The 25,727-nt window shown below is 41.2% G+C and carries 27 protein-coding genes; 14 read left to right on the plus strand and 13 right to left on the minus strand.

What is annotated here, in order from left to right; translation table 11 throughout:
- Positions 1 to 42 precede the first annotated feature (42 nt).
- Positions 43 to 489 (plus strand): RrF2 family transcriptional regulator, encoded by a 447-nt coding sequence (locus tag ACWIB3_RS00270; RefSeq protein WP_093101291.1) that lies wholly within the window; start codon positions 43 to 45, stop codon positions 487 to 489.
- Here ACWIB3_RS00270 and gloA2 read toward each other — a convergent pair.
- The 6 genes from gloA2 to ACWIB3_RS00300 all read right to left on the minus strand — a co-directional run bounded on the left by gloA2 (position 486) and on the right by ACWIB3_RS00300 (position 6,559).
- Positions 486 to 875, minus strand: a complete 390-nt coding sequence (gloA2, locus tag ACWIB3_RS00275; RefSeq protein WP_185212934.1) for an SMU1112c/YaeR family gloxylase I-like metalloprotein — start codon at positions 873 to 875, stop codon at positions 486 to 488. The genes ACWIB3_RS00270 and gloA2 overlap by 4 nt on opposite strands.
- Positions 875 to 2,179, minus strand: coding sequence for a UDP-N-acetylmuramoyl-tripeptide--D-alanyl-D-alanine ligase (locus tag ACWIB3_RS00280; protein WP_454290614.1), 1,305 nt, complete (start codon positions 2,177 to 2,179; stop codon positions 875 to 877). The genes gloA2 and ACWIB3_RS00280 overlap by 1 nt, the downstream gene beginning before the upstream one ends.
- 225 nt (positions 2,180 to 2,404) lie before the next feature.
- Positions 2,405 to 3,379, minus strand: a complete 975-nt coding sequence (gene pfkA / locus ACWIB3_RS00285; RefSeq protein ID WP_185212936.1) for a 6-phosphofructokinase — start codon at positions 3,377 to 3,379, stop codon at positions 2,405 to 2,407.
- A gap of 52 nt (positions 3,380 to 3,431) precedes the next feature.
- Positions 3,432 to 5,153, minus strand: a complete 1,722-nt coding sequence (locus tag ACWIB3_RS00290; RefSeq protein ID WP_185215802.1) for a protein-disulfide reductase DsbD family protein — start codon at positions 5,151 to 5,153, stop codon at positions 3,432 to 3,434.
- Positions 5,154 to 5,229: 76 nt separating this feature from the next.
- Positions 5,230 to 5,682, minus strand: coding sequence for a protein-disulfide reductase DsbD domain-containing protein (locus ACWIB3_RS00295; RefSeq protein ID WP_185212938.1), 453 nt, complete (start codon positions 5,680 to 5,682; stop codon positions 5,230 to 5,232).
- Between the two features lie 97 nt (positions 5,683 to 5,779).
- Positions 5,780 to 6,559, minus strand: coding sequence for a biotin--[acetyl-CoA-carboxylase] ligase (locus ACWIB3_RS00300; protein WP_454290615.1), 780 nt, complete (start codon positions 6,557 to 6,559; stop codon positions 5,780 to 5,782).
- A gap of 61 nt (positions 6,560 to 6,620) precedes the next feature.
- Between ACWIB3_RS00300 and rsfS the strand changes: the two genes are divergently transcribed.
- From rsfS to ACWIB3_RS00320, 4 genes are read left to right on the plus strand one after another with little or no spacing between them, the layout of a single operon-like run.
- Complete coding sequence (gene rsfS / locus ACWIB3_RS00305) at positions 6,621 to 6,995, plus strand: ribosome silencing factor (RefSeq protein ID WP_093101305.1); 375 nt, start codon at positions 6,621 to 6,623, stop codon at positions 6,993 to 6,995.
- 33 nt (positions 6,996 to 7,028) lie between these two features.
- Complete coding sequence (gene ftsH, locus ACWIB3_RS00310) at positions 7,029 to 9,101, plus strand: ATP-dependent zinc metalloprotease FtsH (RefSeq protein ID WP_313261089.1); 2,073 nt, start codon at positions 7,029 to 7,031, stop codon at positions 9,099 to 9,101.
- Between the two features lie 55 nt (positions 9,102 to 9,156).
- Positions 9,157 to 9,804: a LutC/YkgG family protein gene (locus ACWIB3_RS00315; protein WP_185212941.1), complete on the plus strand. Its 648-nt coding sequence runs from the start codon at positions 9,157 to 9,159 to the stop codon at positions 9,802 to 9,804.
- Positions 9,805 to 10,434: a rhomboid family intramembrane serine protease gene (locus ACWIB3_RS00320; protein WP_185212942.1), complete on the plus strand. Its 630-nt coding sequence runs from the start codon at positions 9,805 to 9,807 to the stop codon at positions 10,432 to 10,434.
- A gap of 9 nt (positions 10,435 to 10,443) precedes the next feature.
- Here ACWIB3_RS00320 and ACWIB3_RS00325 read toward each other — a convergent pair whose 3' ends face one another.
- Positions 10,444 to 10,845 (minus strand): VOC family protein, encoded by a 402-nt coding sequence (locus tag ACWIB3_RS00325; RefSeq protein ID WP_454290616.1) that lies wholly within the window; start codon positions 10,843 to 10,845, stop codon positions 10,444 to 10,446.
- A 123-nt stretch (positions 10,846 to 10,968) separates the two neighbouring features.
- Here ACWIB3_RS00325 and ACWIB3_RS00330 point away from each other — a divergent pair, with 123 nt between their 5' ends.
- Positions 10,969 to 11,391 carry an SRPBCC domain-containing protein gene (locus tag ACWIB3_RS00330; RefSeq protein WP_454290617.1) on the plus strand — a complete coding sequence of 141 codons (423 nt, stop codon included), beginning with the start codon at positions 10,969 to 10,971 and terminating at the stop codon, positions 11,389 to 11,391.
- Positions 11,392 to 11,402: 11 nt separating this feature from the next.
- Here the strand turns inward: ACWIB3_RS00330 and ACWIB3_RS00335 are convergent, their stop codons facing one another.
- Positions 11,403 to 12,941: a YifB family Mg chelatase-like AAA ATPase gene (locus ACWIB3_RS00335; protein WP_454290618.1), complete on the minus strand. Its 1,539-nt coding sequence runs from the start codon at positions 12,939 to 12,941 to the stop codon at positions 11,403 to 11,405.
- A 229-nt stretch (positions 12,942 to 13,170) separates the two neighbouring features.
- Between ACWIB3_RS00335 and ACWIB3_RS00340 the strand changes: the two genes are divergently transcribed.
- The 3 genes from ACWIB3_RS00340 (at position 13,171) to ACWIB3_RS00350 (ending at position 14,552) form a co-directional block, all read left to right on the plus strand.
- Entirely contained in the window at positions 13,171 to 13,440 is a 270-nt protein-coding gene (locus ACWIB3_RS00340; RefSeq protein ID WP_093101163.1) for a YtxH domain-containing protein, read from the plus strand.
- A 97-nt stretch (positions 13,441 to 13,537) separates the two neighbouring features.
- Positions 13,538 to 13,984, plus strand: coding sequence for a hypothetical protein (locus ACWIB3_RS00345; protein WP_185212945.1), 447 nt, complete (start codon positions 13,538 to 13,540; stop codon positions 13,982 to 13,984).
- 7 nt (positions 13,985 to 13,991) lie between these two features.
- Positions 13,992 to 14,552, plus strand: a complete 561-nt coding sequence (locus ACWIB3_RS00350) for a hypothetical protein (protein ID WP_454290619.1) — start codon at positions 13,992 to 13,994, stop codon at positions 14,550 to 14,552.
- A gap of 6 nt (positions 14,553 to 14,558) precedes the next feature.
- Here ACWIB3_RS00350 and fcl read toward each other — a convergent pair whose 3' ends face one another.
- Positions 14,559 to 15,491: a GDP-L-fucose synthase gene (gene fcl, locus ACWIB3_RS00355; protein ID WP_454290620.1), complete on the minus strand. Its 933-nt coding sequence runs from the start codon at positions 15,489 to 15,491 to the stop codon at positions 14,559 to 14,561.
- A 54-nt stretch (positions 15,492 to 15,545) separates the two neighbouring features.
- Here fcl and trmB point away from each other — a divergent pair, with 54 nt between their 5' ends.
- Together trmB and ACWIB3_RS00365 are read left to right on the plus strand one after the other, a co-directional pair.
- Positions 15,546 to 16,202, plus strand: coding sequence for a tRNA (guanosine(46)-N7)-methyltransferase TrmB (gene trmB, locus ACWIB3_RS00360; RefSeq protein WP_454290621.1), 657 nt, complete (start codon positions 15,546 to 15,548; stop codon positions 16,200 to 16,202).
- Positions 16,203 to 16,235: 33 nt separating this feature from the next.
- On the plus strand, positions 16,236 to 17,672 hold the full coding sequence (locus tag ACWIB3_RS00365) for a M28 family peptidase (RefSeq protein ID WP_454290622.1): 1,437 nt from the start codon (positions 16,236 to 16,238) through the stop codon (positions 17,670 to 17,672).
- Here ACWIB3_RS00365 and pncA read toward each other — a convergent pair whose 3' ends face one another.
- Genes pncA through ACWIB3_RS00380 form a run of 3 tightly spaced genes read right to left on the minus strand, consistent with a single transcriptional unit; the run spans position 17,673 to position 20,436 of the window.
- Positions 17,673 to 18,263, minus strand: a complete 591-nt coding sequence (pncA, locus tag ACWIB3_RS00370; protein ID WP_185215808.1) for a bifunctional nicotinamidase/pyrazinamidase — start codon at positions 18,261 to 18,263, stop codon at positions 17,673 to 17,675.
- Positions 18,264 to 18,282: 19 nt separating this feature from the next.
- Positions 18,283 to 18,957: a response regulator transcription factor gene (locus ACWIB3_RS00375; protein WP_454290623.1), complete on the minus strand. Its 675-nt coding sequence runs from the start codon at positions 18,955 to 18,957 to the stop codon at positions 18,283 to 18,285.
- Positions 18,958 to 19,008: 51 nt separating this feature from the next.
- Positions 19,009 to 20,436 carry a sensor histidine kinase gene (locus ACWIB3_RS00380; protein WP_185215810.1) on the minus strand — a complete coding sequence of 476 codons (1,428 nt, stop codon included), beginning with the start codon at positions 20,434 to 20,436 and terminating at the stop codon, positions 19,009 to 19,011.
- 272 nt (positions 20,437 to 20,708) lie between these two features.
- Here ACWIB3_RS00380 and ACWIB3_RS00385 point away from each other — a divergent pair, with 272 nt between their 5' ends.
- Positions 20,709 to 22,067: a DUF4270 family protein gene (locus ACWIB3_RS00385; protein WP_185215811.1), complete on the plus strand. Its 1,359-nt coding sequence runs from the start codon at positions 20,709 to 20,711 to the stop codon at positions 22,065 to 22,067.
- A gap of 33 nt (positions 22,068 to 22,100) precedes the next feature.
- Positions 22,101 to 23,066 (plus strand): Kelch repeat-containing protein, encoded by a 966-nt coding sequence (locus ACWIB3_RS00390; protein WP_454290624.1) that lies wholly within the window; start codon positions 22,101 to 22,103, stop codon positions 23,064 to 23,066.
- A 349-nt stretch (positions 23,067 to 23,415) separates the two neighbouring features.
- Here the strand turns inward: ACWIB3_RS00390 and ACWIB3_RS00395 are convergent, their stop codons facing one another.
- Positions 23,416 to 24,405 carry an aspartate-semialdehyde dehydrogenase gene (locus tag ACWIB3_RS00395; protein WP_185212955.1) on the minus strand — a complete coding sequence of 330 codons (990 nt, stop codon included), beginning with the start codon at positions 24,403 to 24,405 and terminating at the stop codon, positions 23,416 to 23,418.
- A gap of 371 nt (positions 24,406 to 24,776) precedes the next feature.
- On the opposite strand from ACWIB3_RS00395, the gene ACWIB3_RS00400 reads away from it, so the two are divergent.
- The gene (locus ACWIB3_RS00400; protein WP_185212956.1) at positions 24,777 to 25,727 is read left to right on the plus strand and encodes an NAD-dependent epimerase/dehydratase family protein; all 951 of its coding nucleotides are present in this window, start codon (positions 24,777 to 24,779) and stop codon (positions 25,725 to 25,727) included.

Raw genomic sequence — 25,727 nt, forward strand, 5'->3', positions numbered from 1 at the left:
TATTTTTTATACTTTTGAAAGGTAAGACCAGATCGGTTTGATATGCTATCGAAGAAAACGAAATACGCGATAAAAGCCCTAATGGTATTAGGCAGAAACTATGGGAAAGAACCCATGCAGATCGGCAAGATTGCTGAAGAAGAACGTATCCCCAAAAAGTTCCTAGAACAGATCTTGTTGGAAATGCGTAACGCAGGTATTCTTTATTCCAAAAAAGGTGCAGGTGGTGGCTACAGCTTGAACAAAGCTCCTGAAGACATCTACCTATCGCAGGTCATGCGCCTTATCGATGGTCCCATCGCCCTATTGCCATGTGTCAGCTTGAATTTCTATCGTTCTTGTGAAGAATGTGTGGAAGAACATGCCTGCGGCATCAGAGATACCTTTATCGAAGTGAGAAATGCCATGCTGCAGATCTTAAATGATACCAGTATCTCGAATTTAATCAATAAAGAAAAGGAACTGAACCTAGAAGTAGGTAAGGATTAAATTTCATAAAGCTCCAAAGGAAGCCCATCTGGATCGGTGAAAAAAGTAAATTTCTTATTGCTTGTTTCATCAATACGGATGGGCTCTGTTTTTATACCCGCCTTATTCAATTCTTCCACCTGTTTTTCTATATCCTCCACCTTGAAAGCGAGATGTCTCAGTCCTCTTGCTTCTGGATAACTTGGCCTTTCCGCAGGATTGGCGAAAGAGAACAATTCAATGATATATTCGCCCTGAAGGGCTAGATCCAATTTGTAGGAATCTCGCGCCTCTCTATAGGTTTCCTGTAAAATGGTCAAGCCTAACACTTCTGTGTAAAATGCCTTGGAAACAGCATAGTCCCTACAGATAATGGCTATATGGTGAACGCCCTTAAGCTCTAGCATTAGAGTACCTCCATTAATTTTTCAAAGGCCATACCTCTTGATGCCTTCAACAGGATCATAAAGTCTTCCAAAGGATGTTCCTGAAGATCTTTTTTCAGCTCATCTGTGCTAGCAAAGTAACTCGCTTCGTCATCCTTCAAAGCATAAAAGGCCTTGCCGACAAAGATCAAACGATCTAATTTCAGACTCTTTGCCTTTTCGATTACCTTTCGGTGTTCGATTTCACTCTGATCTCCCATTTCAAACATGTCACCTAAGATTGCAACTTTACGGTCAGCCTGGATAACATCCAGATTGCCCAATGCTGCAGCCATGCTGCTGGCATTTGCATTGTAATAATCTGCAATGATAGTATTCTTGTCTGTTTTGGTAATCTGCGAACGGTTGTTCTGTGGAACGTAGTTTGCCAAGCCATCATTGATCTGTTCGGTACTCAACCCAAAGGTTTTTCCAAGCGCCACAGCGGCCAGCATGTTCTCTATATTGTAGGCTCCGGTCAGATGTGTCTTTACTTCATGTCTATCCTCTTCCCCATTCGTGTTCCAAAATATGGTCAGGTAAGGGTCGGCAACGACCAAACCACCCTGAACATCATTCCCTTCGGAAAAACCATAGTGGATGACGTTCTGAAGGCCTCTGTCTGCAGCCATCTTCATCAGGTATTCATTATCACCCTGAACGTAGATCTGGCCCTGATGGTCGCGAAGAAAATCATAGAGTTCACCTTTGGCTTTCATGACACCTTCGAATGAGCCGAATCCTTCCAGGTGCGCTTTGCCGACATTGGTAATGAAACCATGGGTAGGTTGGGAAATCCCACATAAAAAGGCGATTTCACCCACATGGTTTGCTCCCATCTCCACGATGGCGATTTCAATATCTTCAGTAAGCGAAAGGATGGTCAAAGGCACACCGATATGGTTGTTCAGGTTGCCCTTTGTGGCATAGCTGTTGAATTTCTGCGAAAGGACACTGTTCAACAGTTCCTTGCTCGTTGTCTTGCCGTTGGTACCTGTGATGCCGATGAATGGCATTTTTAAATGTTTCCTGTGGAACCTCGCTAAATCCTGCAAGGTGCTCAATACATCATCTACCAAGATATAGGCCGGATCTTCCTTGTAAAAATTGCTGTCATCAATGATCACGTATTTTGCGCCAGCAGCCAAGGCTTGGTCCGCAAAACTATTGCCATTGAAGTTGTCGCCCTTCAGCGCAAAAAACAGACAGTCCTTGCTGATAAGACGGGTGTCTGTACAAACTTTTGGGAATTCTTTATAAATCTGGTAGAGTTGAGCTATTTGCATCACATTTAAATTTAAACAAAGGTAAGCATGCAGTTTTAAAATAAAATAAGGAATTAAAAATGAATATTAGGCTTCGGGATTTACTTTGGTCTTATTCGAGACACATTCGGAAAATTCGGAATGTGTCTCGAATAAGACCAAAGGAATAATAAATAAATATTGCAGGTTTGTGCAAAAAGAAAGGGCAGCTGTTCAAGCTACCCCTCTATTTTTTAGAACCATATCTTATAGAGATAGGATCTCTACGATACGAGTAAGATTCTCGTTTACTTTATCGATATGCTTGATGGCTTTGTTGAACGGTGTAAATTGGACGTTTCCGCAGATTAAGCCCGCCATTTCAGCCTTACGGCCTTCAATAAGCCCCTCTACGGCAGCAACTCCTAAGCGGCTAGCCAATACACGGTCCATACAGGTTGGTGAACCACCACGCTGGATGTGGCCTAAGATCGAAAGACGTACATCGTAGGCAGGGAAGTTCGCTTGGATCTTTTCCGCTACGACCATTCCACCTTCTTTATCCCCTTCAGCAACAATGATAATTCGGGAAGATTTGTTTTTTCTGGTTTTGTCAAGGCGCTTCATGATCGCATCATAATCTACCTCCAACTCAGGGATTAGAACTGCTTCGGCACCTGTACTGATACCTGAACGCAAAGCGATCAGTCCAGAGTCTCTACCCATTACTTCCACGACAAATAGACGGTCATGGGATTCTGCTGTATCTCTGATTTTATCGACAGCCTCTACCACTGTATTGATCGCTGTGTCATATCCGATGGTAAAATCTGTGCCGTTTAGGTCATTGTCGATCGTGCCGGGCATTCCGATGATCGGAATGTCAAACTCTTCGATAAATTTGGAAGCTCCGGTAAACGTACCGTCACCACCAATTACGACCAAAGCGTCGATATTATGTTTCTTAAGGTTTTCATAAGCTTGCTTCCTACCCTCTACGGTACGGAATTCATCGCTTCTTGCAGTTTTAAGGATGGTACCACCACGTTGGATAATGTTGGCAACGGATTTAGCGTCCATTGGAGTAATATCTCCTTGTACCATTCCGTCATATCCTCTACGGATACCAAACATATTTTTACCGTGATAGATTCCTGTTCTGATAACTGCACGAATTCCTGCATTCATGCCGGGGGAGTCTCCTCCGGACGTCAATACTGCGATGTTGTTAATGTTGCTCATAGTTCAAATATACCGAAATACTTATTTTTTGTGTATTAAATTGTTAGAAAGCCTATTTCTTTGCCTTATAAGCATCAATTGCCGATTGCAGATATGCTCTGTAGCTTTCGATGTTATAGTTGGCACCACTGGTAGGAACCAATAGTTCTTCATTGTTATCTAACATTGCGTATAACGGTTGTGAGTTTGAGTTGAATTTAGAAATCTGGAAATCCGTGTTCTTTCTGCCGACGGTGTTGATTTTCTTGCCTGTAGTTTCAGAAACGAACTGTTCAGCTTCAGGTAATTTCAAATCGTAGTCATCCACATAAAGTTCGGCAAGGATAAAGTTTTCATTGATCATTTGCTTGATCCCTGGGTCAGACCATACGTCAGCTTCCATTTTTCTACAGTTTACACAGTTCCAGCCTGTAAAGTCTACCAATAAAGGTTTGTCCTGCGCTTTTGCTGCGGCTAATGCTTCATCGTAATCATAATATGGATCCATTCCCTTGATTGTAGCACGATCATGGAAGTGGTTGAAATATTTACGGCTTGTGGCATCTGCTGAAATAGCATGTCCTCCTCCAGCTTGTGTTCCAGCGGAGATGTCAAAATCCTGCGTACCGATGGGAGGTAAGAAAGCGGCGATTGATTTCAATGGTGCTCCCCACATCCCTGGGATCATATAGACCACAAAAGAAAAGACCAGGATGGAAATGACCGTCCTCGGAACGGACATGTATTTTAGATCGCTATCATGGGCAAACTTGATCTTTCCAATCAGGTATAGTCCCATCAATCCAAAGATCACGATCCACAGTGCCAGGAATACCTCGCGGTCAAGGAATTGCCAGTTGTAAGCTAGGTCGACATTTGAAAGGAATTTCAAAGCCAGGGCCAATTCCAAGAAACCAAGTACCACCTTTACGCTATTTAACCAACCGCCAGATTTAGGCATGGATTTCAATAGTGCAGGGAACATGGCGAATAATACAAATGGAATCGCCAATGCGAATGAAAATCCAAACATGGCAATGGCAGGGCCTAAGCGGTCGCCTTTAACGGCAGCATTTACCAATACCGTTCCGATGATCGGACCGGTACAAGAAAAGGATACCACGGCTAAACTGGCTGCCATAAAGAAGTAGCCGATCATACCACCTTTGTCGGATTTTTCATCGATCTTATTGACAAATTTGCTCGGCAAGGTGATTTCAAATGCTCCAAAGAATGATGCTGCAAAGAAGACGAGCATCAAGAAAAAGAAGAAGTTGAACACCCCATTGGTCGAAAGGGCGTTAAGCGCCTCAGGACCGAATGCGATGGTAATCAGCATTCCTAAAGCCACATAGATTACAATGATAAACAAGCCATAGGTTAAGGCTTGGGATACTGCCTGTAATTTAGAGGCTGATTTTTTCGTGAAGAAACTAACGGTCAAAGGAACCATCGGGAAGATACAAGGCATCAAGAATGCCAAGAAACCACCTAGGAGCCCTTCGATGAAAATCCCCCATAGGGAAGTGCTTTCGGATTGTCCGTCTGAAGATACGACCGTTGGACTAACAGCTGTGCTATCCGTCGCAGATGCAGAAGTGTCGGTTCCATCGGAAAACTCTACATCACCAAAGTCCGTGATCAAGCTATCGCCCGAACTGCTTTCTTCTTGGCCAGAGCTAAATTCAACGTCTTCAATATTGATAAGTGTATCTTGGGAAATTCCTTTTAGGGGAGTTATTGCTATAAGAAATAGCCAACTTAAGGCTATTAAGGCATTTTTTAAGCTAAACATATTTGATTATTATCGGGATAAATTAAGAAAAAGGCAGGGGTTATCCTGCCTTTTGGTTTCTTTCTTTATTGATTTGTTACTTGATTGTAACTGCAAATTCGTACTCATCTGGTGGTAAACAACGCTCTTTATCACAAGCCATAAATGTTGCTACACCTTTAACCGTAGTTGGTTTGTTGTTTGCCAATTTTACTTTTTGTTGGAATACAACTTCTCCGTTATAGTAAGGGACATTCATTTTGAACACGTCCTCAAACTTCGTTTTTGGCTCTTTAGCTGCTGGTTTTCCAGTGATCTTTGCTCCATTTGCAGGAGTAAAGGTAAAGGAAGTAGAAATTGGGCCTCCGGAAGGTACGTTCAATCCGTAAATATGCCAGCCTTGTTCTACATTGGCTTTTAATAAGATAACAGCTTCATTGTTAGGAAGTTTCTTAAAGCCTACTGACCATTTTACAGGGTTTACCACCTGAGCAAATGTCCCAGATACGGCAAACACTAAAAATGCAATTAATAGATTTATTTTTTTCATAAATAACCGTTTTATTCTTATGTATGACTAATTTATGTCCATAAAGTTTAATTCAAAGTTAGTATTATCTCCAATATTTAATGTAGATGTAATGATTTTATTGCATTATAAATACAACTTCCTTGAAATAATAACGACGTTCTTCATCTTCGACATTCAGGATTAATCCGCCGTTTTCTTCCACCCTGAGTAAGGTGGCCTCAAAAACCTGATTATGGGCGGCATATTTTGCGGGCACTGCCCGTCTGAATAGCTGTTGGTTATATGCTTCCAATAGATCCGCATCCGTTATCTTATTGGATCGATACTCTTCCACTCTTTGCTGAATTTGTAACAAGAGGTTAATACATGCTGTTTTTAGGTCAGGAATAAATAGCCCGGTCTCATTAAATATAGAACTGGCGCTGTCCATGAGCTCACCAAAAAATTGCTTTTGGTTGACATTCACGCCGATGCCTATTACTGACTGCTTGATTTCACGGCTATTGCTGCTGTTTTCTATTAAGATCCCTGTTACCTTTTTATCTCCTAACATGATATCATTTGGCCATTTGATACTGGCCTTGACCGAAAGGGATTTTAGCCAATCGACTATTCCCAGGCTGATTAACATGTTCAGTATGAAGTGTTTTTGAAGATTTAGGAAGGTTGGGTACAGGACGAAACTGAAGGTGATATTGCTGTTTGGTTCGGATAACCAAGAGTTGTCGCGTTGACCACGGCCTTGGGTCTGGTTTTTTGCCATAATGGCAGTCCATTCGGCTAGTGGCTTGAAATTTGACAATTGAGATTTCAAATAATCATTGGTAGAGCCGATCTCGTCCAAAACAATTAGTGTTTGGCGTAGTGATTCTCCCGAAAATGTGTTATTTTGCAAAAGATATTATATTAAAAAATAGTTTGAAACAATTTATTAGTCAAAAGTATAATAAATCTTAATGAGTAAAAACAAAAAATCTTTGTTGTCAGAGAAGCTAGCAGATGTGGTGATCCATGGGATGCAGGAGAAAAAGGGCAACGAAATCGTGAGGATGGATATGCGAGAGGTGAACGGCACCTTGTCTGACTATTTTGTAATCTGCCATGCTGATTCTACGGTTCAAGTAAACGCGATAGCCAAGAGCGTTGAAGATGAAGTTTATAAAGCATTTGGCCAAGACCCATGGCATAAAGAAGGCCAGGGCAACGGCGAATGGATTCTGCTTGATTTTATCGATGTAGTAGTTCATATCTTTAAAACAGATAAGCGGGAGCATTATAGGATAGAGGACCTGTGGGGGGATGCGCACATGAGCAAATACCAGAGCGCATAATAATTGTTGTGAAACGTAGAATAAGAGTAATAAATGAAGAAAGTTCCGAGTAAGAAGATTACGCCAATGCCACCGAAATTTAATATGATCTGGCTTTGGATTGCGATGATCGTAGGGTTTTTTGGACTTCAATACTTGTTTAGTGGAGAGTCATCGAAGAAAATTACCTACAAGGAGTTCGAACAAACCATGCTTATCCCTGGGGATGTTGAAAAGCTCGTTGCCTATAAAAGCAATGACCTGATCGATGTCGAAGTTTATATAAAAAGCGATAGATTAGACCAAGAGAAATACAAAAACATTTCCAGTAGTCCTAACAACCTATCTTTTTCTAATTCGACAGGACCCCAATTTCAATTTACAGAACCATCAGCAGAGATTCTTGAGCAGAAGTTAAAAGCTTCTCAAGACAGTTTGGCAGTTGGTCAACCAAAAATTGGTGTGACCTATGAAGATAGAACCAATCCATGGGCAGGATGGTTTATTTCATTCATGTTGCCATTGCTGATCATTGTTGTGATTTGGATCTTCCTGATGCGCCGTATGAACGGTGGAGCAGGAGCTGGTGGAGGTGCCATTTTTAATATTGGTAAATCCAAAGCCCAATTGTTTGACAAAGAATCGCAGATCAATATCACCTTTAATGATGTAGCCGGATTAGAAGAGGCTAAGGAAGAGGTGATGGAGATCGTGGATTTCCTAAAGAATCCTAAAAAATATACTGATTTGGGAGGTAAGATTCCGAAGGGAGCCTTATTGGTAGGCCCTCCGGGAACAGGTAAGACTTTATTGGCGAAAGCAGTAGCCGGTGAAGCACAAGTACCTTTCTTTTCCTTGTCAGGTTCAGACTTCGTAGAAATGTTTGTCGGAGTAGGTGCATCTCGTGTACGCGACTTGTTCAAACAGGCGAAGGAAAAGGCTCCATGTATCATCTTTATTGATGAGATTGATGCAATTGGTAGGGCCCGTGGAAAGAATTCCATCATGGGTGGAAATGATGAACGTGAGAATACATTGAACCAATTATTGGTGGAAATGGATGGTTTCGGTACCAACGTAGGGGTTATTATCCTTGCTGCAACCAACCGTCTGGATGTATTGGACTCGGCTTTATTGCGTCCGGGACGTTTCGATAGACAGATCTCTATCGACAAACCAGACTTGATAGGTCGTGAACAGATCTTTAATGTTCACTTGAAACCATTGAAACTTGCCGAAGAGGTAGATGCGAAGAAATTATCGGCGCAGACTCCTGGATTCGCAGGTGCTGAAATTGCCAACGTTTGTAATGAGGCCGCTTTGATCGCCGCACGTAAGAACAAAAAAGCAATTGAAATGCAAGACTTCCAAGATGCGATTGACCGTGTTATCGGTGGTCTGGAGAAAAAGAATAAGATTATCTCTCCTGAAGAGAAGAAAATCGTGGCTTACCACGAGGCTGGACATGCGATCGCGGGTTGGTTCTTGGAACATGCAGATCCTTTGGTTAAGGTATCTATCGTTCCTCGCGGTGTTGCTGCGTTGGGATATGCACAATACCTTCCAAAAGAACAGTTCCTATACACTACCGAGCAATTGATTGACAGTATGTGTATGACCATGGGTGGTCGTGTTGCTGAGGATATCACATTTGGTAGGATCAGTACCGGTGCGCAGAACGACTTGGAGCGCATTACTAAATTGGCCTATGCCATGACTGCGGTCTATGGTATGAACCATAAGGTAGGTAATGTATCTTTCAGGGACAGTTCTGGCGATAGCCAATTCCAGAAACCTTATTCGGATCAAACAGCTGAGCTGATCGATGATGAAGTAAGGGTATTGATCTCAGAAGTTTACGATAGAACGAAGCAGTTGTTGTTGGATAAACAAGATGGCTTGGTGAAGATTGCCGAGAAACTATTGGAGAAAGAGATCTTGTTCCAGACTGATTTGGAAGAAATCTTAGGAAAACGCCCTTTCAGCAATAAAACGACTTATGACGAGTTTGTCAATGGCGGTGCTGATGGTGGTGGGGTTCCACAGACTGATTTGCCGATTCCTACAACCGATAGAGAAGATGTTCAATCGTCTAACGAGGAGCCGAAACAATTAGATTCAGAATAAAAATTATTAAAATAAAGTAACAGACAGGACTTTCAGTCCTGTTTGTTTTTATAATATGAATATCAGGAATACGACAGCGAAAGAGAAAATGCTGAAGAAAATTCGGCAGGCACTTCTTCAAAAAAGGGAGAACCCTCATCCTATGTTTGAAGAAACGGCTTTGTACAAAGATGAAGAAGATTCATTGGATGTGACTTTTGCTAGGGAATTCACCCAGATGTCCGGTAAATTTATTTACTGCGATGGGGAAATTAACCTGATCGAAAACCTGATTATCCTGGTGGAAAAGATCAATATCAGTAAGATCTTTGTTTGGGAAAAGCCGCTTCAACAGATGTTGGATCAATACGGATTCCCTTTCCGGAAGTCGCAACAGGCTTTGGATGAAATTGAAGCAAGTATCACTACCTGTGAGTCTTTGATTGCCAGAAATGGAAGCATCATGATCTCCAATGCATCAGAGTCAGGCCGTAGACTGAGCGTATACCCTCCAGTACATATTGTCATTGCCAGGGCTTCCCAATTGGTTATGGATGTTAAACATGCCATGGCTCAAATCAAGGAAAAGTATGGCGATGAGCTACCAACCATGATTACCACCATTACAGGGCCAAGTCGAACCGCTGATATCGAGAAGAGATTGGTGTTAGGCGCACATGGACCTAAAGAGCTCTATTTATTTTTACTAGAAGACCGTTTTTAGATGATACTACATTCCCTTACCGCTACTCCTGTGGCTAGTTTGATTTTTGCCCTTACTATCGGTTTAAGTATTTATGTCTTTTCTAATCCGCAGTGGTTTGGAAAACTGATGTTACATCCCTATTCGGTTTCTCGAGATAAAAGTAAATGGTACCTAATCCTCACCAGTGGATTGATCCATAAGGATTGGATGCACCTGATCTTTAATATGATCACCTTCTATTACTTTGGATTTGGACTTGAGCAGATCTTTGTAGAAATAAGTGGTCCTATGGGGCACTTATTATTCGCCTTGCTCTATATTATATCATTGATCTTGAGCGATATTCCTACGGTCATTCGCCAAAAAGATAATTATGGCTACCATAGCCTGGGAGCATCTGGCGCAATCAGTGCCGTGCTGTTCAGTTATATTCTCTTCAATCCAAAGATGATGCTTGGTATCTTTATGATTATTCCAATGCCAGCCTATATTTTCGCTTTTGTGTATTTGGGATATTGTATCTGGGCTTCCAAGAATTCTAACGATGGAATCAACCATGATGCTCACTTGTTTGGGGCTCTAACGGGATTGCTGTTTACCATAATTGCCTATCCTTGGATCATTAAACATTTTATCGCACAGTTCTAAGGGTTTCTTTTACATGTTGTCCATCAATAGGACATTAAACTTGTGCCCATCAGGATCTGAGAATGCAAATCCATAATAGTTGTTTTCATCTCTTATAAGCGGTTGGATAATCTGTCCGCCAGCCTCCTTTACCATCCCTTCGAATTCCTGTACTTCTTTCTCCGTATCAGCCGAAAGTGTAAAAATAATACCATCGGTATTGGTTCCTGATGGGATATATTTGTCAATTTGACCGGTCCCCTCTTCGAAAAAATGTATGACAAAATTGTTCTCTCCAAAAAAGAAGCTGGCCAATTTAAGGTCCGTGCTTTTGGGAGGGTTATTGGATACAAAGCCTAGCCTGCTATAGAATTCATGCGTGCGTTTTGCGGACTTAACACTATAATTTGCCCATATAAGTTTTGGATTCATGGTTATGTTTTATTTAGGGACACATGGGAGGATTTTTCGTTTTTCACTATCCTAAATTCTTGTCATAGGGCAAGTTTTAGAAAGGATTAATCTGATAAATTAGATCATTAAATAAAAGAAGCTATGAAAGATACATTGAAGGCTAGGGTAAAGGTAAAAGGGAGTAAGGAGAAAGTTTGGGAGCTGTGGACAAAAGAGGAGTATGTAAAGATATGGAACGTTCCATTCCAGGATTGGCATTGTCCCAAGGTAATCAATGACGTGCGAACAGGTGGGACTTTTGATTTCAGAATGGAGAAGAAAGATGGTTCGGAAGGATTTAATTATAAGGGCAGCTATACTTTGGTCATTCCATTTGATCGGATTGAGCTCTTGCAGGTGGATGGCCGGAAGTCGACAGTGCATTTCACGGAGCAGGACGGGGATACTACTGTCATAGAGCAATTTGAACCAGAAGAAAAAACCGAACTAAGATTGCAACAAGAGTTTTGTCAATCCGTTTTGGACAAGTTTAAGGCTTTTGCGGAAGGGAATCTAAAGGGATAGGCTGGATTGGCCTAGCCCGTCCAATTTTCTCTATCCAAACTTCTTAACTGAATGGCTTCAGCTAGATGTTCATTACTGATTTCGATAGCTCCTTCGAGGTCAGCGATGGTCCTAGCGACCTTTAGGATTCGGTCATAGGATCTCGCTGAGAGATTGAGCCTTTCCATCGCCATTTTAAGGAGCCGTCTGCCGCCTTCGTCAATAATGCAGGTTTCCTGGATATTCCTAGCTCTCATCTGGGCATTACTATGGATATTGGGGTGCTTTTTAAAACGCTGCTCTTGAATTTTACGAGCTTTGATGACCCTTTCCCGTACATCCTCACTTTTCTCAGCAGATTTATGGCTACTCAGTTCATTAAATTCGACTGGAGTGACTTCAATATGGATGTCTATCCTATCCAATAAAGGTCCGGAAATTTTACTGATGTATTTCTGTACAGCATAAGACCCACAAATACAACGTCTGCTGGGATGGTTGTAAAAGCCACATGGGCAGGGATTCATGGAAGCAATCAGCATGAAGGAGGCAGGGTAATCAACGCTGAACTTGGACCTTGAAATGGTAATAGACCTGGATTCCAAAGGTTGACGCATGACTTCAAGTACAGAACGCTTAAACTCTGGCAATTCATCCAGGAATAAAACCCCGTTATGCGCCAAGGAGATTTCTCCAGGCTGCGGATGCGATCCACCGCCAACAAGTGCGACATCGGAAATAGTATGATGAGGTGATCGGAAGGGACGGATGGTCATCAAAGAGGTTGAGCTAGGTAATTGACCTGAAACGGAATGAATCTTGGTGGTTTCCAATGATTCATCAACGGTTAATGGTGGTAGGATTGTCGGCAACCTTTTCGCAAGCATCGTCTTTCCAGCTCCTGGAGGACCAATCAATATGACATTGTGACCTCCGGCAGCAGCGATTTCCAATGCCCTTTTAATGTTTTCCTGACCCTTGACGTCCGCAAAATCCAAATCGTAACTGTTCATTAGCTTCTTAAAGCGATCGTTGATATTTACAAGGGTGGGGATGATAGGCAGGGTTCCTTGTACAAACTGTACAGCTTCATTAAAGGAACTTATTCCATAGACCTCGATTCCAGCAACAATTGCAGCTTCTTCTGCGTTTTCGATGGGTAAGATGATACCATGAAAGCCATCTTGCTTTGCCTGAAGGGCGATTGATAAGACCCCTTTAACCGGATGTATCTTTCCGTCTAAAGATAATTCCCCAAGAATGACATATTTATTAAGACGATCAGAGATTACTTGCCTTGAGGCTGCTAATACGCCCATTGCAATGGCTAGGTCATAGGAAGACCCTTCTTTGCGGATGTTGGCGGGGGCTAAATTGATGATGATCTTTTGCCGGGGCATATAGAAACCGTTTGACAATATGGCGCTTTCTACTCTTTGAATACTTTCTTTGACAGCGTTGTCAGGAAGTCCGACGATATAGTAATTAATTCCTGGGGTAACATTGACTTCCACGGTTATGCTCGTTGCATTTATCCCGAAGACAGCACTGCAGTAGGTTTTTACCAACATTTTAACGATATTTAATATCACTAAAAGTAAAAAAATTATATATAAAGCAAGTGATGTTTGGTTAATGCTAACAATTTCTTAAATTTTACTGAATTACGATAGGTGTAATGTAGCCTGAAATTGACGGGATTGGCTAAATTTTTAATAAATAAAACGATTCGGTCTATTTTTTGTTATAATAGTATTAAATGAAATAGAAATTGGTTTAACAACTAAATTGCAGTATAAAATGAAGGATAACGGTAAAATTGTAACAGCGCTGTTGGCTGGACTAGCCGCAGGTGCAGTTTTAGGTATTATTTTCGCACCTGAAAAAGGAAGTGAGACTAGAGAGAAATTGAATGAATCATTAGCTGATTTAACGGATGCAATCAAAGAACGCGCAGAAGAACAATTCGATCAGTTGACTGATTTTAAAGATAAAATCGTTGCGGCGGTAAAATCTAAGCTAGGCAAAGCAGAAGACGCGATCGATGAAGAGATCGAAGAACACGCTTAGTGCTACAGAGCAAACCTTAGATTATTAAAAATTTTTAAATAATAGTTCCAGGACTATCTCCCGATAGTCTTGGAATCTATGATATGGAATTACGTGCATGGAAGAACAAAAATTTTCGTTTTCTGAAGTATTCGATAAATCTAAAGAATACATTGAGACCCAGATTGAATTAGCTAAACTGAAAGCGCTATCTAGATCCTCCAGGATCGTGGGCTCGCTGATTGTGGATGGCAGTAAGGTTTTATTGTCATTGCTGATTGTGTTTTTTGTTTCCCTGGCCTTAGGGTTCTATTTGGGGGAATTACTGGGGAGTTATTCCTTAGGATTTTTGGCGACAGGAGGGATCTTTTTTGTTGTTCTGTTATTGATCAAGGCATTTGAGCCAAAGCTCGAAGAGAAGTTCATGAACATCTCCATTAAGCGCATTATGTCTAAGTGGGATGCCGATGATCATGACGATGAGATCGAAGAGATCAAGGAAGAGGTGCGTGAAGCCGTAAATGAAGTTGAGGAAGAATTAAAGGAAGAAAAAGAACGAGTTTAATCAGGATATGAGAACAAAGGTTACGAATTTTAATGAGTTGACAGCAGAGATTGCTCGCCTTAAGGTACAGAAAAAGGAGCAGGAAGCTTTTTTGTTGAATCAATACGAATTACTGAAACATAAGGTAGAAGCTCCGGCACGTATTGCGAATATGATCTTTAACCGTGTTCCTGGTGTTTCCACCGTAAAAGGGTTGTTTTCTGGAATCAGCCAAGTGACCAATAAGAACAACAAAGCGGATTGGTTGACCAAGACCCTGCAATTGGGACTTCCTTTAGTGTTAAACCGTACTTTATTGAAAAATGCAGGTTGGTTGAAGAAAGGTCTTGTGCTGTTCGGTTCCGAAACGGTGGCAAGCCAAGTGAACCAAAGCAAGATTACTGCGGTTATCGATAAGCTAACCTCTTTGATCAAACCAAAAAACAAGAAGAAGAAAAAGAAAAATGAAGAGCTAGTGGAAGCCGTTGCTGCGAACCCTATCCCTCCTAATCATCCTCCAATGATTACGGCAGAAGAAAGTGTTCAGGACAATGTATATGGTATTCCAAAGGACAGTGAAGCCTATTAATTGCTCTTAAGCTTCATTCTTTTTCAAGAAATCCTCATAAGCTAATTTAATGCCTTCTTTCAGGTTGGTCTTTGCTTTCCATCCTAAGCTGGTCAATTTGCTTACATCCATTAATTTTCTTGGAGTACCATCAGGTTTGCTGCTGTCGAACTCCAGCTCACCTTGGAATCCTACGACCTCTTTAATCAATTCTGCAAGCTCGCGGATACTGATGTCCTCACCTACGCCTATATTCACAAACTGAAGGTCATTGTAATTTTCCATCAGGAATATACAGGCATCTGCCAGATCATCTGCAAACATAAACTCACGCATAGGCTTTCCTGACCCCCAGATATTTACAGTAGGACTGTTGTTGACCTTTGCTTCATGAAACTTTCTGATCAAGGCCGGCAATACATGGGAGTTCTCAGGGTGATAGTTATCGTTGATGCCGTAAAGATTTGTAGGCATGACAGAGATGTAATTATCATTGTACTGCATTCGATAGGATTCGACCATTTTGATGCCCGCGATTTTGGCAATGGCGTATGGCTCATTGGTCGGTTCAAGCGTCCCGGTCAATAAATAATCTTCCTTCAAAGGTTGAGGAGCCATCTTTGGGTAGATGCAGCTCGAGCCAAGGAACATCAGCTTTTTGACATCATTTTCATGGGAAAAATGGATGACATTGTTTTGGATGGCTAAGTTCTCATAGATAAAATCAGCTCTATAGACGTTATTGGCCATGATGCCTCCAACTTTGGCCGCTGCAAGGAAAACATACTCGGGTTTTTCAGTTTCAAAGAATTCTTTAACGGCCTGTTGGTCACGAAGGTCCAATTCTTTGGAAGTCCTAACTATGATATTTTCAAAACCTAACTCTTTTAACTTGCGGTAAATGGCCGATCCGACCATACCTCTATGCCCTGCTACGTAAATTTTCGCTTGTTTTTCCACCTGAAGTATTATTTATACAAATATAAGGTTAATTTTGCGACTTAATTATCAGCTATGGGTAAGGATAAACTAAGAAAATTCGCTGAAGTATCCACTTTTAAGAATGTGGTACAGCTGGATGCAGGAAAAGAATATAAGGGTAAATGGGCAAAGGATTTCTTCCAGAATGAGAAGCCTTTGATCTTGGAGTTGGCGTGCGGTAAGGGTGAATACACCGTAAACCTTGCGAAATTATTTCCTGAAAAGAATTTTATTGGTATTGACTATAAAGGGAACAGGATCTGGCGTGGTGCTAAGACTGCCCTAGAAGAAGGCATTGATAATGTTGGTTTTCTGAGGATTCAGATCGAGACCATATTGGAACATTTTGAAAAGGGAGAGATCTCGGAGATCTGGATTACCTTCCCTGACCCGCAACCTCAGGATAGCCGTGAAAAGAAGCGCTTGACAAATCCCGTATTTTTGGAAAGATATAAAGAGATCCTGGTGCCAGAGGGTATCATGCACCTTAAAACGGATAACGATGGCTTCTTTGCTTATACTTTGGAACAAATCGACCTACAGGGCTTGCCAAAACTGAAGGAAACCAAAGACTTATATCATTCAGATTTAGTGGATGAGGTGCTGTCCATCAAGACCTACTATGAGAAAAAGTATTTGGCGGAAGATAAAAACATCAATTACGTGCAATGGAAATTCGCAAAATCATAGCGAATTAAGAATGATTTCGTAAATTCATTTATTATGAAAAGAATTTACCTAATCTGCCTTTTATTAAGTTATCAGTTTGCATCAGCACAAGATAATTTGAAAACCGACTTCCAGCGTATTTATGAAGATATCAATACCAATTCGGAAGCCTATGAACGTTTAAAATACAGTACCGAAAACCTAGGACATCGCTTAACGGGTTCTGAACAGGGCAAGAAAGCCGAAGAGCATGTGTTCAACCTCCTGAAGTCCTATGGTTATGAGGTCCAATACCAACCGTTTTCCGCACAGAGCTGGGCTCGTGAATCGTTGCACCTCAAGCTCAACAACAGCGAGGTGCCGACCGTTTCTTTGGCGCATTCTCCTGTCAAAGTCGATATCACCGCGGATTTAGTCGATCTAGGCAATGGGCTGGAGGCCGACTATCAAAAGGTTGGCGATCAAGTCAAAGGGAAAATTGCCTTGGTCTACCTGCACATTCTCCCTAATTCTGGAGAAAACCTAAAAAATCTACACCGTTCCGAAAAGACAGCCTTAGCTGAGAAATATGGTGCTAAAGGGATTGTATTTATCAACAGTGTCAAGGGCAATGTGCTGCTGACTGGTACAGCTTCCATTACCGGGAAATTGATCGATATCCCAGCGATCTGTATCGGTTTGGAGGATGGTATGAAATGGAAAGAGACCTTAGCCAAAGAAAAGGTAAAGGCCGAAATCAATATGCGCAATAAGGCGGAGGAAGCAACGGCCAGGAATATTATTGTTTCCATTAAAGGTTCTGAGTTGCCCGAAGAAAAGATCGTTATTGGGGGCCACCTTGACAGTTGGGACCTAGCGACCGGAGCTATTGACAATGGTTTGGGATCCTATGCGATTATTGATATGGCAAGAACTTTCAAAAAGCTGAACCTAAAACCAAAGCGTTCCATTGATTTCGTCCTCTTTATGGGCGAGGAACAAGGTTTGTTAGGTTCAAAAGCCTATGTAGCTGAAGCCATCAATAATGGGACCTTGGGTCAGATCAAATATATGTTGAACTTTGATATGACCAATGCGCCTACAGGATTCTCGACAAGTAGAGATGAAATGATGCCTTTATTGGACTCCTTTGGTGGAGTATATGCCGAAGTGGATACCGATTTTAAGAATAAAAATGCCTCAGGGGCAGGATTGCACAGCGATCACCAGCCATTTATGATGCAAGGGATCCCTACAGGATCTGCAACAGGAGGCAAGTTGCCTAACAATGCCGGCTTATATTACCATTCTGACAATGACGTTTTCAGTCTAGTGGATAAAAAGGGATTGGAGCAGACCGTGAAAGTAGGTGCAGCCTACCTATATGCCTTGGCCAATGCCAAAGCAATCCCAGCACAACGTTTTTCGGATGATGAAATTGTGAAATTCTTGGAATCTAAAGGGTTGAAAGAGCCTTTAATGATCTCAGGAGAATGGCGTTGGGGGAAATAATTAGATTAATGAACCCCCTGCCTGGATAAAGGTGTTTTTCTTTTCCATGAAAGCACCTTTATCTATCGCTTTTGTTGCCTTGGAAATAATGCTGGTCTTGAAACCTTCCGAAATAGCATCCATTGCCGTAAAGAATACGCAGAAGTCTGCCGCTAATCCACATACATGCACTTCGTCGATCTTTCTTGCCTTCAAGTAACCTGCCAATCCCGTGTCTTTCCTTTTGCCGTTATCATAGAAACCGCTATAGCTATCAATTCTGGGGTCCATGCCTTTTCTAAAGATGGCCTCAATTCGGCTGCTATCTAGGTCTTCAGATATCTGTGCGCCATAGCTTTCCTGCACGCAATGATCTGGCCATAGGACTTGTTCAAGGCCATCCAGATCAATGACCTCAAACGGCAATTTGCCTTCGTGTTTGCTAGCAAAGCTCAGGTGGTCTTGGGGGTGCCAATCCTGCGTTGCAACCACTAAATCGTAATCTTTTTGGATACTGTTTATAATAGGGAGGATTTCATCGCCTTTAGCTACTTCCAATGATCCGCCCGGTAAAAAATCGTATTGAACATCTACAATAATCAGTGCCTTCATAGTTCTAATGTAATAAAAATTAATCGACCGACAGCATATAACCAACTCCACGGATATTGCTGATCTTGATCCGTTCATCCTGAGCGAGGTATTTCCGGATGCGGCTGATGAACACATCCAAGCTACGGCCGGTGAAATACGTGTCATTGCTCCAATAGGTACGGATAATTTCGTCTCGCGGGACAACCTTATCCTTGTTTTCGATCAATCTCTTCAGCAGTTCAGATTCCCTATATGAGAGCTTTTCGGTGGACTCCCCAATGCTGAGGGTGTTTTTTGCACTATCGAGGGTGTAATTTCCGAGAATCAATTTGCTAGGGGACATGCTTTGTCCCACCTTTTTGAGCGCAGCCTCGATCCGGACAATCAGTTCCTCGATTTTAAAAGGTTTCCGGATATAGTCGTTAGCTCCTAATTTAAAGCCCTTGACCACATCTTCCGTCTGGGTCATCGCAGTCAGGAAAATAATGGGTGTGAGGAGGTCGGTCTTCCTGATCTCCTTTGCCGTCGTGAATCCATCCATGATAGGCATCATCACATCCAATACAATAATATCCGGTTTGTACTTGTTATGGAATACAATAGCCTGCTGTCCATTCAGCACATGCCGAACTTCAAAACCATGTTCCTCCAAACTGTCAGAAACTATCATGGCCAGGCTTTCCTCGTCTTCTACATATAAGATGTTTGTCATTTCCCTAAATTGAATTGGCTAATCAAATTACATCCGTTTCCTTCAATCGAATTAGGACTGCTTTGGTAAATCTATAACAAAAGTACTGCCAACTGCCTCTTCGCTGCTCAAATCGATAGTCCCTTGATGTTGCTGTACGATTTGCTTTACATAGGCAAGGCCTAGTCCGAAGCCTTTCACATTGTGAATGTTGCCGGATGGCACGCGGAAGAACAGGTCGAACACCCCTTTTTGATAGGCTTTAGGAATTCCTATGCCATTATCTTGTATGGAAAGTGTGTATCTGTCACCGTTTTCAGAAAGGGCGATATTTATTTTTACCTGATCTCCAGCATACTTGATGGCATTGTCGAGCAGGTTGTTGATGACATTTTTAATATGGGCTTGATCCGCAAAGATTTGGAAGGAGTCACCGGTAATCGTTTTTTGGATATCTACTTCCTTTTTGGCAAACAGTTTAGCGTTCTCCATCGATTCATCGATCAAGTTGTCGAGATCAAACCAAGTCTTTTCGAGCAAGACGCCGTTGGTTTCAGCGACATCCACCTGCAACACCCTTTCTATCATGTCAGAGAGGTGCTCCAGTTCCTGACGGGAAATCGATAGGTACCTATTCATCCGTTCCTTGTCATCCTTTGCGCCATAACGCTGTATAGACTCTATGGCAGCCATTACCGTTGAGACAGGTGTCTTTAGCTCATGGGTCATGTTGTTCACAAAGGCCTTCCGCATCTTGGCCAATTGGTTCTGTTTGCGGATGGTCACCAATAGGGTCCAGAATGTTCCGATCAACGCAATGATCAAAATTAATGAGAAGAAAAGCTGCCAACCGATCTGCTTTAATAGGTAAACAGTAGGATTGATGTAATCCACTTCGAGATAAAGGTTTTCGCTTTGGTCGATTACAATGGGCCTAGATTTACTTTCCTTATAGCGTTGGTGGTAAAATTCCTTATTGCGCTCCTCTTCATTGGGCAGATTTGATATCTGCAATATAAAAGGCGAGTACATGTCCCTTTCCCTTAATGATTTTTCCAGGCGAATCTGCAAGGAGTCAATGGTAGCCTCGTTCCAATTGATGGTACGCACGACATAGGATGAAATAAAATGCCGGCTCATCTTGCTCTTGGAATTGCCTGTGGAGTCACTTCCGTTCTGTCGATCGTTCTTGCGGTTGAAATTCTGGTTCTCGAAGATGCTTTTTATGGTATCTACATTTATTTGCGGATATTTTTCCTTAAAAGCAATGGATAGCCTATCAATTCTGTCCTTACGTTGATTTTGGTTTTCCTTCTGGATTTGCTCCTCGTTTTCGCTGTAAAAGTCCTGAACCACATCAAATAGCTCATGTTCGGTCATTCCCAAAAAGAACTGTTTGTGGCCGAAATAACTTCCAAATAACCAAAAACCCAGCACAACGATAATCCCAGCGATTGTGAGGACAATGGAAGCGAGCAATATTTTATACTTTTTTAACATAATTAAAACAAATTTAAATTAGTAGATTTGCTCCGCATAAATATTGGTGGGCTTTTAACAAATTATAACACTGATTAACAAAGTGCTACTTAAATTGTCGCATTTCTGCTTAATAATACGTTATTTGCTCAATAGATTTATGCTGCTTACAAAAGATTTTTCATGGAAGAAGTCAATTGAGTCCATTAATCATGTTTTTGGATGTGTATTTTAACATTTAATAACATGGGATAAACTTCTGCAATCCATACTTTTGCTAGACTAATGATTTTATGATTAAACAATTACGAATTATTCTTTTTGCTACTCTTGGTTTAAGTGCACTCTTTACAGTAAGTTGTGATAAGGATATGTCAATCTCGTTGGATAACGACAATCTTGATAACCTAAACGTAACCTCAGATGATACGCTGAGTGCTACTGTTTCCACCTTGCAGATGCCAAATATCCCTACCTCAGGTAGCGGAGTGGTCTTGGTAGGTAAAGTTTCACAACCAACCACTGGTAGTTTGAAGTCTACTTCATATTTCCGACTAAACCCTACAGGTATAACCAGTGATATCCCAACAAATGCCAAATTTGACTCCTTAAACTTAGTGTTGGTACCAAGTTATTGGAGGATTGCATATGGTGATACCACGAAACTTCAGACCATTTCTGCACACCGATTGACCCAATCTTTAGAAACAAAAACTATAGATAATTCATTCAATGGGCAGCCAAATCCATTTTATATCACTGGACCGGCTATTTTTGGCCATCAAAAGTTCAGCTATTCAGCAAATGAATTGGGTTCTGTAAAGTTCTTGCCTAAGAAGTCTAAGAAGGATACGGTTTCCATGCGCTTGAATGATGCGTTGGGTACGGAGTTCTTCAACAAGATCAAAGCTTCTGATATCGCATTCAATTCAGCTTCCAATTTCCAAGAATACTTTAAAGGCTTGAGTTTGGTTTCTGCGGAAACGAATACAGCGATTATCGGCTTCTCTGACACCCTACAGGTTAAGGTTAACTATTCCTACCTAGGGTCGGATGGTTTCAAGAAGACCGGATCAAAGGTGTTAAACATGACCGAAAAGGCTTTCCAGTACAATCAATTTGACAAGGATGTACAGGGGACAGTATTTGAAGGATTGAGTTCAACCAAAGCCCTTGAAAGCAAGAATACGGCTGGAATAACCTATTTACAAGGTGGAACAGGTGTTGTTACTGAAATCAAGTTTCCTGCATTAAAGGAATTCTTGGCCCAACAGGGACTGGCTGTCAATAAAGCAGAACTGATTATTGAATTGGAAACCTTGCATACCGGTTATATGCCAGCTATTCCAAACCCAATATTAATGATTGCTGATAATAGGATTCCACTTTCTTATGTGCATCAGCCATTTGGAAGGGACCCTCAATTTGCGCAATACATTAAATCAGATAATTTAGGGAAAAAAGGTAGGTATACTTTTAATATGATTGAGTATATTAAAAATACCACGGATGCAGAATGGGGTAATAAATCTTTATTCTTATCCATGTTCCCGACCGCAGGTCTAGGTTTTACACCTTATACCAGCGTTTTGGCGACACAAAACAATGAACCGAAAGTTAAATTAAATATCGTATATACAAAATTTAAATAGTCTATGAATAAGAGAAATTGGCTTGTACTACTTTTGATAGGAGCCTTCGCAATTACTACATTTAACTCATGTAAAAAAGAGGAATCAACAGATACAGATACTGGTCCAACTGAATGGGAAACATCTATCGTTCTTACAGGTAAACCAAGAAATGGTGCTGCAACATTTACAATCAATGACGTAGCTTATTTAGTGGGTGGACAAATGAAAAATAATGAGTTATTAAGTGACTCTTATTCATTCGACGGTACTTCTTGGACTAAAAAAGCAGAATTCACTGGCCCTAAAAGACATAGTGGAGTTGGCTTTGCAGTTGCAGGAAAAGGATATGTAGGATTAGGTTTTGGAAATGACGGAGTTACTTCCGGACCTCTAAAAGATTTTTATCAGTATGACCCTGCAACTAATGCATGGAAAAAAATTGCTGATTTCCCAGGTGATGCTCGTCATTCTGCAGTTGCATTTACTTTAGGTAATGCCGCATACGTAGGATTAGGTGGTAATAATGCTACCGATGAGACTTTCTCAGATTTCTATAAATATGATCCAGCTACAGACAAATGGACTGAAATTGCTACATCATTCAGCAACAAGAAAATGGGTGCTTATGCATTTGTGATCAATAATGTAGCATATGTAGGTGGAGGTATTTCCAATGGTGTTCCAACAAATGATTTCTATTCATTTGATGGTACTAAATGGGAAAAGAAAAAATCCCTTACTGAAGATAACAAAGATGCAAGACGCGTTAATGCAAGTGCATTTACTATTGGCAACAATGGTTATGTAGTTTCAGGACGCTCTCAAACTGGTGTTGTAAGTACAGTATGGAAATATAACCCAGCTGAAAACGCGTGGTCTGATGGTAGCGAATCTATCCCTTCAGCTCGTGAAAAATCAGTTGCATTCGCAATCAAAGGAAAAGGTTACATCAGTACTGGTAACTCTGGAACTGGCTCTTTCTTCGATGACACTTACGTGTTCACTCCAGTTAGATAATATTTTTATATAACGATAGAAAAGGGATGGCCTATAGGTCATCCCTTTTTTATTGAACTTAGCTTTTCACTCCCCATTGTTAACCAAGAAATGACCTATTTTCAGGAGGTCTTTTTTTGAGGGGTACATACTGGATAAAGTTTGGTCTCATTCGAGACACATTCCGAATTTTCCGAATGTGTCTCGAATGAGACCAAAACAATCCCCGAAGCCACAGCTCCATTTTTTTTGGATAATATGGGTTTCAAAACCTCCAGTAATGTCCGATTGAGTTGGCTTTGGATAAAAGAAAAGTGGCAACCTTTATCGGGTTACCACTTCTCTTAAATCTTGAATGATCTAGTATTTTTTAGATAAGTCCTTTAGCAGATAAAAGTTCTGCAACTTGAACCGCATTGGTTGCTGCACCTTTACGAAGGTTGTCGGCAACTACCCATAGGTTCAATGTTTTCTCTTGGGTCTCATCTCTACGGATTCGGCCAACGAATACTTCGTCCTTACCGTGTGCATCTTTAGGCATTGGGTATTCTAGGTTGGCAGGATTATCTACCACCACTACACCTTCTTGCGCTTCAAGGGCTGCACGTACATCCGCCAAGTCGAATTCGTTTTCAAACTCGATGTTTACCGATTCAGAGTGACCACCAATTACAGGTATACGTACGGTTGTAGCCGTAACCTTGATGGAATCGTCGCCCATGATCTTGTTGGTTTCTTGGATCATCTTCATTTCCTCTTTCGTGTATCCATTGTCCTGGAATACATCGATATGAGGAATTACGTTCAGGTCGATCTGGTAAGGATAAGCTTTTTCGCCTTCCACGCCATTACGTTCGTTCATCAATTGATCAACAGCTTTTACGCCCGTACCGGTTACGGATTGGTAAGTAGATACGACAACACGTTTGATTTTATATTTTTCATGCAAAGGCTTCATCACGACAACCATTTGAATGGTTGAACAGTTTGGGTTTGCAATGATTTTGTCTTCAGCAGTCAATACATCGCCATTTACTTCAGGCACGATCAATTTCTTGCTCGGGTCCATACGCCAAGCGGATGAATTGTCGATAACGGTAATTCCAGCTTCCGCGAATAGGGGAGCATATTCCGTAGAAGTGCTGCCACCAGCAGAGAAAAGGGCTACATCAGGTTTAAGAGCAATAGCTTCAGATGCAGTCACGACCTTATACTTCTTTCCCTTGAATTCGATTTCCTTACCCTTACTTCTTTCAGAAGCAACAGGAATCAATTCTGTAACCGGGAAATTACGTTCCGCTAACACTGTCAACATTTCTGACCCGACTAGACCAGTCGCGCCTACTACTGCAACTTTCATAAATAATATTTGCTTTAAATTTTAATTATTATTGATTTTCTTAAGGTAACAAACATACTAAATAAACCTGAACATTTTTGGAATATTTTCGCTTTTAATAATTGATTATCACTATGATGGAATAAAGTTCAACAAGATTAGTCTTTTGATGTAAAACGTTCAGGCAAATTGGGTTTTCGTTGACAATGTTTCATTGAAAAATTGGTTTTACAGAGCGTAAACGGCCGAATGCTTTTTGAATGTAAAAAATTAAATCATACGTTTGCGCAAAATGCTGGGAAACATCATATTCAGGCATTTAATTGGTAATTTCGCCATATTATTTTAGAAGTTCTTGAAATAACTAAATTTATAAAACTATCATTTCTATAATGAAAGAAGTCATATTGATGATCGGAGCCAATGGTCAGATTGGTTCAGAGTTAGCTGCAGCATTGCGAATCAAGTTTGGAAACGAAAATGTTATCACCTCAGATATACGCGAACCCAAAGAGATTGCCGACGGTGAGATCTTTGAAACATTGAATGTATTGGACAAAGAAGCGATCAAAGCTTTGATCCTAAAATATAAACCTACCCAGATCTATTTATTGGCAGCGATGCTATCGGCTACTGGGGAGCAATACCCACAGAAAGCTTGGGACCTGAACATGAACGGTCTCTTGAATGTATTGGACCTAGCGGTGGAGTTGGGGATCAAGAAGATCTTCTGGCCTAGCTCGATTGCCGTATTTGGCCCACATTCACCAAAAGAGAACACGCCTCAATATTGTGTGATGGATCCAAATAGCATTTATGGAATCAGTAAATTGGCTGGAGAGCGTTTATGTGAATATTATCATAACAAATATGGTTTGGATATCCGCAGTGTTCGTTATCCGGGCATTATCTCTTGGCGAACCGAACCAGGAGGAGGTACCACGGACTATGCAGTCCATATCTTTTTTGAGGCAATCCGCCAAGGGAAATACACTTCCTTCCTGAATGCAGGAACTGAGTTACCGATGTTGTACATGGATGATGCGGTTCGAGGGACCATTGAGTTAATGGACGCACCATCAGCGGGTTTGACGATCCGTTCCAGCTACAATCTTGCGGGGGTTAGTTTTACTCCGACAGAAATTGCTGAAGAAATTAAAAAAATTCTCCCTAATTTTGAAATCTCCTATTCAGACAATGATCCGCGTCAAGCAATTGCTGATTCATGGCCAAAGAGCATCAATGATGATCAAGCAAGAGCAGATTGGGGCTGGAAGCCGACATTTGATCTGGCAGGGATGGCACAAGACATGCTGGAGAATCTTAAAACAAAACTAAAATAA

The organism is Sphingobacterium sp. NPDC055431 (genome assembly GCF_053644255.1).